General features: G+C 51.9%; 15 protein-coding genes and 2 tRNA genes. 7 read left to right on the forward strand and 10 right to left on the reverse strand.

Annotated features, from left to right (window positions below; genetic code table 11):
• The first annotated feature begins 127 nt into the window (after positions 1 to 127).
• The 5 genes from ppcA (at position 128) to tca_RS04485 (ending at position 4,115) form a co-directional block, all read left to right on the forward strand.
• Entirely contained in the window at positions 128 to 1,579 is a 1,452-nt protein-coding gene (ppcA, locus tag tca_RS04465; RefSeq protein ID WP_048060929.1) for a phosphoenolpyruvate carboxylase, read from the forward strand.
• 250 nt (positions 1,580 to 1,829) lie between these two features.
• A complete protein-coding gene (gene heR, locus tca_RS04470; protein WP_013296133.1) occupies positions 1,830 to 2,654 on the forward strand; it encodes a heliorhodopsin HeR in 825 nt (274 codons plus the stop codon).
• Positions 2,655 to 2,778: 124 nt separating this feature from the next.
• Positions 2,779 to 2,850 (forward strand) — tRNA-Gln (locus tag tca_RS04475).
• Between the two features lie 67 nt (positions 2,851 to 2,917).
• Positions 2,918 to 2,989 (forward strand) — tRNA-Gln (locus tca_RS04480).
• A gap of 25 nt (positions 2,990 to 3,014) precedes the next feature.
• On the forward strand, positions 3,015 to 4,115 hold the full coding sequence (locus tca_RS04485) for an ATP-grasp domain-containing protein (RefSeq protein WP_286709216.1): 1,101 nt from the start codon (positions 3,015 to 3,017) through the stop codon (positions 4,113 to 4,115).
• 285 nt (positions 4,116 to 4,400) lie between these two features.
• Here the strand turns inward: tca_RS04485 and tca_RS04490 are convergent, their stop codons facing one another.
• Positions 4,401 to 4,550, reverse strand: a complete 150-nt coding sequence (locus tag tca_RS04490; RefSeq protein WP_170130272.1) for a hypothetical protein — start codon at positions 4,548 to 4,550, stop codon at positions 4,401 to 4,403.
• A gap of 13 nt (positions 4,551 to 4,563) precedes the next feature.
• A complete protein-coding gene (locus tag tca_RS04495; protein ID WP_048175587.1) occupies positions 4,564 to 4,971 on the reverse strand; it encodes a DUF61 family protein in 408 nt (135 codons plus the stop codon).
• A 63-nt stretch (positions 4,972 to 5,034) separates the two neighbouring features.
• Between tca_RS04495 and tca_RS04500 the strand changes: the two genes are divergently transcribed.
• Together tca_RS04500 and tca_RS04505 are read left to right on the forward strand one after the other, a co-directional pair.
• Positions 5,035 to 5,367, forward strand: a complete 333-nt coding sequence (locus tca_RS04500) for a hypothetical protein (RefSeq protein WP_048175588.1) — start codon at positions 5,035 to 5,037, stop codon at positions 5,365 to 5,367.
• 11 nt (positions 5,368 to 5,378) lie between these two features.
• Positions 5,379 to 5,801, forward strand: coding sequence for a hypothetical protein (locus tag tca_RS04505; protein ID WP_048175589.1), 423 nt, complete (start codon positions 5,379 to 5,381; stop codon positions 5,799 to 5,801).
• A 146-nt stretch (positions 5,802 to 5,947) separates the two neighbouring features.
• Here tca_RS04505 and tca_RS04510 read toward each other — a convergent pair whose 3' ends face one another.
• From tca_RS04510 to tca_RS04545, 8 genes are read right to left on the reverse strand one after another with little or no spacing between them, the layout of a single operon-like run.
• On the reverse strand, positions 5,948 to 6,331 hold the full coding sequence (locus tca_RS04510; RefSeq protein ID WP_048060931.1) for a DUF22 domain-containing protein: 384 nt from the start codon (positions 6,329 to 6,331) through the stop codon (positions 5,948 to 5,950).
• Entirely contained in the window at positions 6,331 to 6,972 is a 642-nt protein-coding gene (locus tca_RS04515) for a V-type ATP synthase subunit D (protein WP_010876584.1), read from the reverse strand. The genes tca_RS04510 and tca_RS04515 overlap by 1 nt, the downstream gene beginning before the upstream one ends.
• A 35-nt stretch (positions 6,973 to 7,007) precedes the next feature.
• Positions 7,008 to 8,399, reverse strand: coding sequence for an ATP synthase subunit B (locus tca_RS04520; RefSeq protein WP_013296141.1), 1,392 nt, complete (start codon positions 8,397 to 8,399; stop codon positions 7,008 to 7,010).
• A gap of 2 nt (positions 8,400 to 8,401) precedes the next feature.
• The gene (locus tca_RS04525; RefSeq protein ID WP_286709217.1) at positions 8,402 to 10,156 is read right to left on the reverse strand and encodes an ATP synthase subunit A; all 1,755 of its coding nucleotides are present in this window, start codon (positions 10,154 to 10,156) and stop codon (positions 8,402 to 8,404) included.
• A complete protein-coding gene (locus tca_RS04530; RefSeq protein ID WP_286709218.1) occupies positions 10,153 to 10,473 on the reverse strand; it encodes a V-type ATP synthase subunit F in 321 nt (106 codons plus the stop codon). The genes tca_RS04525 and tca_RS04530 overlap by 4 nt, the downstream gene beginning before the upstream one ends.
• Entirely contained in the window at positions 10,470 to 11,627 is a 1,158-nt protein-coding gene (locus tca_RS04535; protein WP_286709219.1) for a V-type ATP synthase subunit C, read from the reverse strand. The genes tca_RS04530 and tca_RS04535 overlap by 4 nt, the downstream gene beginning before the upstream one ends.
• A gap of 17 nt (positions 11,628 to 11,644) precedes the next feature.
• Positions 11,645 to 12,265: a V-type proton ATPase subunit E gene (locus tca_RS04540; protein ID WP_010876589.1), complete on the reverse strand. Its 621-nt coding sequence runs from the start codon at positions 12,263 to 12,265 to the stop codon at positions 11,645 to 11,647.
• A 4-nt stretch (positions 12,266 to 12,269) separates the two neighbouring features.
• Entirely contained in the window at positions 12,270 to 12,758 is a 489-nt protein-coding gene (locus tca_RS04545) for an ATP synthase subunit K (RefSeq protein WP_013296144.1), read from the reverse strand.
• Position 12,759: the final 1 nt, after the last annotated feature.

Raw genomic sequence — 12,759 nt, forward strand, 5'->3', positions numbered from 1 at the left:
AAATATCTTTGTGCGGTATGGCGCTGTAAACCCATTACATAGCATGTCATTTCAAGGTCCAGGTTCATTATCCTCATCATCATCCTTATATTCCAGTCCACAGAAATATCACCCCGGAGTGTTAAACATGAAGGTTCCAAGATGCATGAGTACACAGCATCCAGACAACGTTAACCCGCCGTTCTTTGCAGAAGAACCTGAACTGGGTGGTGAAGACGAGATAAGGGAGGCATACTACGTCTTCTCACACCTGGGATGTGACGAACAGATGTGGGACTGCGAGGGCAAGGAAGTGGACAACTACGTTGTAAAGAAACTCCTCACAAAGTACCAGGCCTTCTTCAGGGACCATGTCCTGGGTGAGGATCTGAGGCTCACCCTCAGGGTGCCCAACCCCACAGTTGAGAGGGCCGAGGCAAAGATACTCCTTGAGACCCTTGAGAGCATACCCAGATCCTATGACACCGCAAGCCTCTTCTACGGGATGGACGCAGCCCCGGTCTTCGAGGTCATCCTACCCATGACCTCATCAAGCAGCTGCCTCAACCGGATCCACAGCTACTACCTGGACTTTGTGAAGGGTAAGGAGAGGCTGCAGCTCGCAGATGGTGTGACCGTCAAGGAGTGGATAGGTGAATTCCGGCCCGACGAGATCAACGTTATCCCCCTCTTCGAGGACCATGAGGGGATGCTGAACGCCGCCAAGATCACAGGCGAGTACCTTGATGGTAAGGATATCCAGGAGCAGAGGGTCTTCCTTGCAAGGTCAGACCCCGCCATGAACTACGGTATGATATCAGCCACACTCCTCAACAGGATAGCCCTCTCAGACTTCCGGGACCTTGAGGAAGAGTCAGGAGTTAAACTCTACCCCATAATAGGTATGGGCTCAGCTCCCTTCAGGGGTAACCTCCGCCCCGATAATGTGGAGGACGTTACCTGGGAGTACCGTGGCGCCTACACCTTCACTGTCCAGTCATCCTTCAAGTACGACCATGAACCATCAGATGTCATCAGGGGCATAAAGAAACTCAGGTCTGTTAAACCGGGCAGGGCAGCTGAAATCGAGCGTGAAAGTGTCCTGGAGATAATTTCAGCCTACTGCAGGGAGTACAGGAGGCAGGTCATGGACCTCGTGGACATCATAAACAGGGTTGCGAGGTACGTGCCCGGCAGGAGGAAGAGGAAGCTCCACATCGGACTCTTCGGATACTCCAGGAGCATGGGAAACGTTTCACTCCCAAGGGCAATAACCTTCACAGCGGCCCTCTACTCGCTGGGGGTTCCCCCGGAGCTGCTCGGGTTCAACGCGCTATCATCAGGTGACCTTGAATTCATTGAGGAGGTCTACCCGGGTCTTGGAAGGGACCTCCATGACGCTGCAAGGTACGCCAACCCTGAATCACCATTCCTCAGCCCTGAGGTTAAATCATCCTTTGAGGAGTACCTTGAACCTGAGTATGATGAGGGACACATGAAGACCACAGAGGAGATCATAAGGGCCCTCAGAATCAACAGGACAGCCAACCTCCAGGAGCTCATCCTTGAGGCTGCAAGCCAGAGGAAGTTCCTCGGCTGAAACCCTCCACCATTTTTTGTGCTGAGCAGAGAGCTGCCCCCCATAAACTATTTTTTCAATTCTGAAAGCATCCATACACATCCACTGTAAGACCACCCGGCCTTCCCACGGGTTCTGGCATCAGTCTACCCACTGTTCCTGACGGACCCGCTGATATAGAATTCTGGCATCACCATCCCCACCCTTCCTTACTGACCTGTTGATACATTAAAATAGCTTCACTGACATAACAATAATGTGGGGGTGTTTTATGGACAACATTGAAAGAATTAAAATGATTGAGAAGTCCCCTATAAGTTTTGAGGGGCTGAGGAAGCTGAACATAGCGGCCGGGTCCCTGCACCTGATCCAGGGGCTTCTGATGGTTGCGCTGGGTTACCTGCTCACCTGGGACAGGGACATCTACACGTTCTACCTGAAGTTCAAGATACTCTCACTGAATCCGCCGTCATTCCAGGTCCTTCCCAGCCCTGAGGTGGCATTCACCGTGAGCTACCTCGGGGTGATCCTTGCATCCTTCCTCCTGATATCTGCGGTGGCCCACTTCACAATAGCCTTCCTCAGGAATGAGAGTTACGTTGAGAACCTGAAGAGGGGTATGAACCCCTACCGCTGGTACGAGTATGCTCTCTCAAGTTCAATAATGATAGTGATACTGGCCACCTTCGTGGGGGTCTGGGACCTCTGGTCACTTGTGATGATCTTCGTCCTCAACGCATCGATGATAATGTTCGGCTACCTGATGGAGAAGATCAACCAGTACACCGAGAAGATCGACTGGTCACCCTACCTCCTGGGGTGCATCTCCGGCTTCACCCCATGGGTGGTCATTGCAGCCTACTTCATCGCCGCCCTGGGCTCCGCCGAGACACAGCCACCGGACTTCGTCTACCTCACACTGCTCATCTACTTTGTGATGTTCAACACATTCTCCGTCAACATGCTGCTGCAGTACAGGGGTGTCGGTAAATGGAGGGACTACCTCTACGGTGAGAGGGTCTACATCATACTGAGCCTGGTTGCAAAGACCCTGCTGGCCTGGCTGGTGTTCATAGGGGTGTTCTCACCCTTCTAGTTCTATTTTTTAACCCCTTTTTCTGGAGGCATCTGGGGGTCAGCCACCACACTTTAAGAACCGCAAAGTATTTATAGGGGTTCCATGTAACCTTATCTTGCCGATATAAGCTCTTTTTAAGCATAGTCCCGTGGGGTAATGGCAATCCTGATGGACTCTGGATCCATCGATAGCGGTTCGACTCCGCTCGGGACTATCCCCCCATAACACCCCCTTTTATCGAAACCTATTTATGAAGAACATCACCACCTAATAACTGTTATAGTCCCGTGGGGTAGTGGTAATCCTGCTGGGCTTTGGACCCGGCGACAGCGGTTCGACTCCGCTCGGGACTATCAAACCACTGATTCTGTGTCCAAAATGGAGGAAATACTTGTAATAGGCGTCAACACCCGACCGGTGGTTGAATCAGCCTTCAGGTTAGGGTACAGGGTCTACTCTGCAGGTTACTACTGCACAGCAGACTTCAAGCACTACACCGAAAGAAGGTGCATACTGAGGGAGCGTAGCGGTGAAAGCTGCGGGAGATTCCATGAGAACTTCACTCAGGAGAAGCTCCTTGAAGCAGCCTCAGATTTCATAGAAAGGGCTGATGGTATAATCCCCCTCACAGGCGCACCCCCCATTCCAGGGAGGAAGGTCCTCGGTAACTCCAGGGTTGATCACGTGGAGGACAAGTACCGCCTCTACAGGAGGATCAGGAACTCATACCCCACACCCGAGACACACCTCATCAGTGACCCGGCCGAGGCGATGGAGATTGTAGCTGCAGGGGAGAAGAAATACATCGCAAAGCCGGTTTCCGGCGCTGGAGGCTTTGGTGTCACAGATCACCATGAAATGGATGGGGAGTTCATCCTCCAGGAGTACATTGAGGGCGTACCTGTGAGTGCCTCTGTTCTTTCAACCGGAGAGGATGCCATCACGGTTCTGACGAGCAGGCAGATCATAGACAGGGGCGTGCCTGGATTTGAGGGACAGTTCATCTACGCCGGAAACATTACACCCGGGCCCTCAGGGGAGATTGAGGAGCTTGCCAGTGACCTCATACTTGACCTCTCCCTCCGCGGATCCAACGGCGTCGACCTCATCATGAGGGACTCCGAGCTGTACGTTATAGAGGTTAACCCTAGAATACAGGGGACCTTTGAGTGTGCTGAGGCATCCCTGGGGATCAACATGGTGGATGCCCATATCAGGGCGTGCAGGGGTGAGCTCATAGAAAAACCGGAGCCCCGCAGGTATGCTGTCAAGCGGATAATCTATGCCCCGGCCAGGTGCCGTGTGGGTGAGATAAAAACCAGGGGGGTCCATGACCTCCCGCTCCCGGGGGCCATCATTGAGGAGGGTGAACCCCTGGTAACCGTCCTGGCATCCCATAACTCCATGGAGGCCGCTGAGAACCTTGCATCAATCATCTGCTCCAGGGTCAGGAAAGAACTCAATTACCTCAGACGCTGAGAACCTTCAACTCCATGTTAAGAAAGAATCCTACCTTTAAGAAGGCAAAACTGCATATCCTCCGGGGTTAAGAAAAAGTGGATTTAAAGACAGCTCTGGATCAGTAAGCCATGAAATTTGCAGGGCTACTTATACTCCTTGTTTTTCAGTATCCATGTACTCTCCAGTGCCCATTTTTCATTTGATATGATCATCTCAGGGACTGGATCTGGTGTCCCTCATCTTCACCAGCCGGTGCATGGATATCCCTCAGAACATGACATGAATCACCCGGGACAGGGGGCATCAGATTATGCCAAGCAGGAGAAGTATCAGTATTATGGTACCTATCGTTATGAGCACCGTGCTCAGAATCATGCCGCCTGTCATTAAAAGGAAAAGTTTGGCCCTCCTATCAGGGTCCTTAAGGTACTCCTTAAGCGGATCCTTGCTCACTCCATCAACCTCCTTAAAGGTCCCTCACCAGGAACATGTACTGTGTAACCGTTGGAAACCTCGCCCTCAGCACCCTCATCTCGGGTCTGTAGATGTAGATCTCATCACCCTCATCATCCCTATCAAGGACCTCCGAGACCACCCTAACCTCAATATCACCGGCTATCCTTGCACCGGAGGTCTCAGATTCTATCTCAATGTATATGGGGAGCCTCAGCCTCCTTGCCTCATCCTCAGTCAGCATCCCCCTGAGGTCCTCAAGTTCAGCCCATTTGAACCTGTGCCTGGTGCCATCAGCCCCTATGACATGGGGCTTCTCCTCCCTGAGGAGCTCCTCGAGGGTCTTCCTCCTTGAGGGGAGATGACGGTTGAGGTTGAAGATCTCCTTCTTCACCAGCCTGTCTGATCTGTCACCCCTCATCCTATTAGGCTATGTTTTATATCCTATAAAAGATTAATATCTTAACCGAATGGAGGGTGGACCTTGGATATTGATATCGAGCAGTGCAGGGAAAATGATAAGATAAAGGAGATAATAAGCGACAGCGGACTCCCCATAAAGTATATAAAGCTCCTTTTAAGGCTCTCGGACGGGATATACATAAACGGCGTCAACTACAATGTGAGGATAGAAGATGATATGGTCTCAGTCATCCTCATATCCTCCAAGCCTGAGAACAGGACAGGGGTTTTCAGGACAGGGGCCCTCACCAACATATTTTACCGTGTACGTGAAATGGAAAAGGAGCATGAGGAGATAAGGACGGAGACCTGCGTGACGGATAATCTCATAGAGTTAAGGATATATCTCCAGTAGGGGTGATACTGATGGATCCTGAGGAGTATCACAGGATTCTCACTAAACTTGCAGACTTCCAGGATCTTGACACCTCCACTGTAGCCTCCACAAGGAGGTCCCTGGCGGAATTGAAGGATAGAAGGGACCAGCTCCTTGAGATCAGAAAGAACCTGAAGAGGGATATCAGGGGCGTTGAGAGATATTACCTTGAGCGGATGGCCGAGGTAAGGAATGATGTTGAGGAGCTGAGGGATGGCTCATCAAGACTCAGAAGGATCATTTCAGGTAACCCCGCCACTGCCCAGGCCAGGGCCATGAAGCAGCTGAAGAGGAACCGTGAATCACTGGTGAAAACCTACCGGCACCTCCTGGAGTATACAGAGGAACTCATTGATTACATTGAGGAGCTCATGATTGAACTCTATGAAGAAATGAAAGGCTTCCTTGGATAAGGGTATACTTGAGAGAAGGCCTCAGAAACATTGAATACGATGAGAGCCGGTAAAGCAAAGGAGAAACAAACATCGAATACAATGAGATCATCCCAGCTAGCAACAACTCCATGCAGAACCAGCTGCGGGAAATTTAAAAATAAATATTAGTGGGTTAATTCAACCGGTAGAATTATGAGGACACCCAGGAGGTCGTTCCTGCTGATTTTCCCGTCTGCAGCAGCTACGAAGGTTGCATGGTCTGCCTTACGGTCCATGCTTATGGGTAGGGGTGTCTCCTCCCCTGCAGCTATCGGATGACCCAGGGGGTTCGTGGCGTAGGCACACATGAAGACTATGTGGTTTGCCGGTATACTGACCTCCTTGATCTTAACCGGCTTTGCCTCGCCGGCCCTGACCTCAACGTCCTCGTCTGCAATGATGGCCCTGAGGTTCCCGTAGACCTCACCCATCCTGAAGTCCACGAGTTCCCTCCTGTATTTCTCCTCGGCCTCGCGGACCTGGCCGAGCCTTGTGAGTATCCTAACCATCACTCCATCTCCATGGATTTTTTGATCATCTTCAACCTGACAAAGTTCTCCCTCTCCATCTCCTCGAGCCTCATCTCAATGTACTTGACGGTGTTCTTGAGCCTCGGGATTATGATGTGTTCGAGGGCGTTAACCCTTCGCTTGGTTGATTCTATCTCACCGGCGAGAAGCCTTATGGTCTTCTCGATCTCACCGAGTTCTATTATGAGTGCCAGGGACTCCTCGAATTTTCTGGCTGCCTCATCGAGTTTTACTGATGTGTCCACAAGGCCGTATCCACGTTCAACCACGGTCCTCTGGGTTGCCCGGGCATCGACCACCGGTACAACGACACCCATTATACTCCTTGAGTCTATGTCGACCTCCACGGACTCCCTCACAGACATTGCAGCCCTCTCAACTGCAGTGTCGCCCATGAGTACCTGGGCCTCTGTGAGGTCAGAGAAGGCCTCCTTGAGGTGCTCCTCCACCTTTTCACGGGAACCCTTAACCCTCTCAAGGATGTTGAAGAACTCCATGATAAGGGCGTTCCTCTTCTCCTTGAGGAGACTGTAACCCTTGACAGCGAGTTTCTCGCGCTGCTTGAGTTTCAGGAGCTCCATCCTTGTGGGGTTGATCCCCTCGATCATTTCCTGTGCCATTGCCTAACTCTCCTGGAAAAGGATGTTGGGGGTGGTTATTCGGCACCCGGGAGGTACTTGGGTATGTGCTCCTCGCGGACCCTCTTGAGTTCGGACCTCGGGAGGAGTGATAGCAGTTCCCATCCGAGGTTGAGGGTCTCCTCTATGGAGCGGTCCTCGTCACGTGCCTGTGTGATGAAGCGTTTCTCAAATTCATCAGCGAATTTGAGGAACTTGCGGTCCCTCTCTGTGAGTGCCTCCTCACCCACAACTGCCATGAGGTCCCTGAGGTCACGTCCCTCGGCGTAGGCACTGTATAGCTGGTCTGAGACACCGCTGTGGTCCTCACGTGTCCTTCCCTCACCGATACCACCACTCATGAGCCGGGATAGTGATGGGAGCACGTCCACAGGTGGGTATATACCCTTACGGTGGAGGTCACGGCTCAGCACTATCTGGCCCTCGGTTATGTAACCTGTCAGGTCAGGTATCGGGTGTGTGATGTCGTCCTGTGGCATCACCAGTATGGGCATCTGTGTGATTGACCCCTCCTTGCCGACTATACGCCCTGCCCTCTCATAGAGGCTTGCAAGGTCGGTGTACATGTACCCTGGGTAACCCCTTCGTCCTGGGACCTCCTCCCTTGCAGCTGAGATCTCCCTTAGGGCCTCGCAGTAGTTTGTGAGGTCGGTGAGTATGACCAGGACGTGCATGTCGTGCTCGAAGGCAAAGTACTCTGCTGTTGTGAGGGCCATCCTGGGGGTGATGATACGCTCAATGGCAGGGTCGTCTGCCAGGTTCATGAAGACCGTAACACGCTCGAGGGCCCCTGTCCTCTCGAAGTCCCTCATGAAGTAGTTTGCCTCTTCGTGGGTGATACCCATGGCCGCGAAGATAACCGCGAATTCACTCTCCTCTGCAAGCACCTTGGCCTGCCTTGCGATCTGGGCTGCCAGTTCGTTGTGTGGAAGCCCTGACCCTGAGAATATCGGCAGCTTCTGGCCCCTCACCAGGGTGTTCATCCCGTCAATGGTTGATATACCGGTCTGTATGAACTCGGCAGGGAACTCCCTTGCAGCAGGGTTCATGGGGCTACCGTTGATGTCGAGCTCCTTCTCGGGTATGATCTCAGGGCCACCGTCTATGGGTTTACCTGTACCGTCGAATATTCGGCCCATCATGTCCAGGGATACGCCGATCTTCGCTGTTTCGCCTGTGAACCTTATCTTTGTTGTCTCTGTGTTGAGGTCACTGGTACCCTCAAAGACCTGTACGACTGCAAGGTCCTCCCTGACTTCCAGTACCTGTCCCCTTCTCTTCTCACCTGTGGGTGTTTCAATCTCCACTATCTCACTGTAGGCAACCCCTTCAACACCCTCAACGATCATTAGAGGACCTGAGACCTCTGTGACGGTGGTGTATTCACGGGTTTTGATGTTGACGTTCATCTTCACACCTCACTACATTCCTTGACGATCCTTTCCTGGATCTCCTTGATCCTTGCAGGGAATTCCTCTTCAGGTATGTACTTCATACGCCCGATATCCTCCTTAACAGGGAGGGATATTATGTCAGCTGCAGGTGCGCCCTTCTCAAGGGCCGCTGTTGCGTTCCTGTGGAACATTATGATTGTCCTGAGCATCTCGAACTGCTTTGATGGTGAGCAGTAGGTGTCCACCTCATGGTAGGCGTTCTGCTGGAGGAAGTCCTCCCTTATCATCCTGGTTGTCTCCAGTGTTATCCTCTCCCTGTCTGGAAGTGCGTCGGGTCCGACGAGCTGGACGATCTCCTGGAGCTCTGCCTCCTTTTGGAGGAGGGCCATTGCCTCGTCCCTCAATCCTCTCCATTCAGGGTCCACGTTGCTGGCCCACCATTCCTGGACACTGTCAATGTAGAGTGAGTAGCTCTGTAGCCAGTCAATGGAAGGGAAGTGACGCTTGTCTGCCAGTGATGCGTCTAGGGCCCAGAACACCTTACATATCCTGAGGGTGTTCTGTGTGACGGGCTCTGAGAGGTCCCCACCTGGTGGTGAAACCGCACCCACAACTGATACTGAGGCTATCTTATCCTCTGATCCGATGGTTGTGACCCTTCCTGCACGCTCATAGAACTGTGCGAGCCTTGATGCGAGGTATGCAGGGTATCCCTCTTCACCGGGCATCTCTTCCAGCCTTCCTGAGATCTCCCTCATTGCCTCGGCCCACCTTGAGGTTGAGTCTGCCATGAGGGCGACGTCGTAGCCCATGTCCCTGAAGTACTCGGCTATGGTTATACCTGTGTACACACAGGCTTCCCTTGCAGCCACAGGCATGTTTGAGGTGTTTGCTATGAGAACGGTCCTGTCCATGAGGGGGTTACCTGTCTTGGGGTCCTCGAGTTCAGGGAATTCCTTGAGGACCTCGGTCATCTCATTACCCCTCTCACCGCATCCAACATAGACGATTATGTCTGCGTCGGCCCACTTTGCGAGCTGCTGCTGGGTAACCGTTTTACCTGAACCGAAGGGTCCTGGTATGGCTGCTGTACCGCCCTTGGCGACTGAGAAGAATGTGTCCTGCGCCCTCTGACCTGTTATGAGGGGGACGTCAGGGTCGAGTTTCTTCTTGTAGGGTCGGCCCTTCCTGACAGGCCACTTCTGGAGCATCTGGATCTTTTCTGTTCCACTCTCGGTTTCAACCTCAGCTATATCATCAAGCACGGTGTATTCGCCCTGGGGGGCTATCATTGTGAGTTTACCTTCAACGTTTGGTGGGATCATTATCCTGTGGGTTATTGAGGATGTCTCCTCAACCTCACCGATTATGTCCCCTCCCTTAACCATCTGGCCCTCCCGGGCTGTGGGTTTGAAGTTCCATTTCTTATCCTTTGGGAGGGATGGTACGTCCACTCCCCTCTCTATGTAGTCTCCGGTGAGTGCCTTGATGTTCTCGAGGGGTCTCTGGATACCGTCGAAGATTGAACCCAGTATTCCAGGTCCCAGTTCCACTGATAGTGGACCGCCTGTTCTTTCAACGGTCTCTCCAGGCTTTATGCCTGCGGTTTCCTCGTAGACCTGGATTGTTGCTGTGTCACCCTCAAGTTCAATGATCTCTCCTATGAGCTTGTCTTCACCCACCTTAACCATTTCATACATCTGGGATCCTCTCATCCCCTCGGCGATGATAACAGGACCCGCTATTTTTATAATCCTTCCTTCCTGTGTCATTTTACCATCTCAACCCCAATAACTCTTTTAATAAGGTCCCTCAGTGGATCTGTTTCACGTTCTGAGGGCCCTGTCTTGTCTGGTATCTCTATTATCATTGGCAATGCGCTTGAACTTGTGGTTTCCTCTATAAATTCCCTCAGTTCATCACCAATCTTTTCTGTAACGATTATTATGGAGAAGCCATCACTTATAAGGTTCCTTATGGTTTCCTCTGCCTCGTCAGGTGTTTCAACCACGTAGCCTTCCCTGACGCCTCCGAGTCTGAACCCTGTTACAGTGTCCCTGTCACCAACCACTGCAATATTTGAACTCATGCTAACATCTCCTTAACCATTGCTTCAGGGAAGCCTGGCTCCCTCTTGCTCCTTGCTATGACCTTGAGGTTTTTCACCTCAACCTCCTTTCTGCTGAGGAATCCTATCATTGGCCCGACACCGAAGGGCTTCTTGAGTGCGAAGTTCCTTGCCATCCTGTTGAGATTGTCCTCAAGGACGCGTTCGAATACAGCCACTGAACCCGTTGATGTGTACTCTGAGAGGGCCTCTGATAGCATCTGACCGTAGTCTGTACCCTCAAGGCCACTTACAACTCCACTGACATCCTCTGATTCCATGAGGTCCTTGAGCTTCCATTCCCTGATCTGGTAACCTTGGGGCACTATGTAGGGGCTTATGTCATCGTAGCTGAGACCATCTGCCTTTGCACGGAGTATAATTTTAAGGTTGGATATGTCGACCATGGTCCCAAAGTATGTGTGGAGTATCTTTGTGTTGTCGTCTGATGGACTTCCAACTGTCCTTATGAGTCCCTCCAGGAACTTCCTGTCAAGGGCCGCCTCAATTGGGAGGAGCATGCCTGTCTCCTCGTAGTCGGATAGGGCATCCTCCAGTACGCCGGCGTACTCTGTAGCCTCAAGGCCTGTTACAACCTCCTGAACACTTGAAGCGTCTGCAAGGCCCTCGATGATCTCATAGATTTCACCTCCCGGGACAAGGAGGTTCACTGTCTCCTCGGCACTCAGGCCAGCGGCCTTTGCTGTTATGAGGCTCTTGATGTTCCTCACATCCCATCTCTTCAGGTTTGCCCTGAAGGGGTCCCTTATGGATGCTGGTGCTATCTGGGATACCATCTCATAGGTCTCTGCGAGCTGACTCTCAAGGGCCTTCTCAATGGGGAACCTGTCAATGTATTTGGCGTAGTCGGGGAGCCCACGGAGGTAGTTCTTGAACTCCTCCATGGACTCGGTTTCAAGAATCTCTGCTAGCTGTTTCTCGTTTAGGAGGCGTCCTATTCGTGCCCTGACTCTGGCGTTAGGGTATGCAAAGGGGAATAAATCTAATATAGGCCTTATAGTTGCTATTACCACAATAGCACCTATAATGGCTCCTCCGAGGAGGAGTACGCCTATAAAAGATTCTATTGAAGGGAATCCAAGCGCTGTTACAATTGTTGTGATGCTGTCAGCCATCTGTTATCTCCCCTTTTTTATTCGAAAAGAACCCTGGCCACCTCTGAACGTAGAGCCTTCCTGAAACGGGACATCCTGGCCTCTATTGTGTTGTTAACCTCTATCAGACCATCCTCTGTCCTTACCACTGCTCCTCCAATGGTTCTGATGCTGTCTCCAACCTTCAGGGTTGTTTTTTTGCCTGTTTCTGCTTCCACTTCAGCCGCGATTTTATCGAGTCCGAGGTCAAGGGACCTGTCGTCCTCCCTCATGCTGACAACCAGGTCACCGCCGCCTATCTCAACGGCGGCCTCCTTTATCATGCCCCTGAGGGCGCTGACGTATTCCTCCTGGGAGGTGGATGCCAGGTTTTTAAGTTCCTCTTCCGCCTTTTTGAAGGCCTCCTGTATTACCTCTTCCCTTGCCTCCAGTTCTGCACGCCTTGCGTTCATCTTGGCCTCTGAGATTATCTGCTGGTACCTCATGTCAGCCTGTTTTCTGGCTGATTCGAGTATGCGTTCACTGGCCATCCTGGCCCTTTTTTCACCTTCATCCACTATACCTGCAGCTTCATCTTCAGCTTCCCTGATTATGGCGTCCGCCTTTGCCTGAGCCTCTGACATTATACTGGAGACAATTTTTTCGGCTCCGGAGCTCATCTAATTAGCCTCCTAGTATTCCGCCGAAGACCATGAGAAGTATGGCGATCAGGAAACCATAGATGGCCTGTGTCTCTGAGAGGGCTGAGAATATAATACCCCTCGCGAACATGTCAGGGTCCTCGACAACTGCACCGACTGATGATGCTGATGTTATACCCTGACCCATACCTGAACCGAGACCTGCGAATCCTATGGCTGCACCTGCACCCACGGCAACAAGTCCTGCTGTAACATCCAGTCCCTTTCCTCCTCCAAGGAGTCCTGAGAACACCAGGAGAAGTATGGCGATCAGGAAACCATAGATGGCCTGTGTTTCAGGGAGGGCTGAGAATATAATACCCCTCGCGAACATGTCGGAGTCCTCTGCGACTGCACCCACACTTCCTGCGGCTGCTATACCCTGACCTAATCCTGATCCAAGACCTGCGAATCCTACTGCAACTCCAGCACCTATTGCTGCTAAAGCAGTTCCTAATGCTATTTCAACCATT

Origin of the sequence: Methanothermobacter sp. EMTCatA1 (genome assembly GCF_002356395.1) — an archaeon.
Classification (GTDB): Archaea; Methanobacteriota; Methanobacteria; order Methanobacteriales; family Methanothermobacteraceae; genus Methanothermobacter; species Methanothermobacter thermautotrophicus.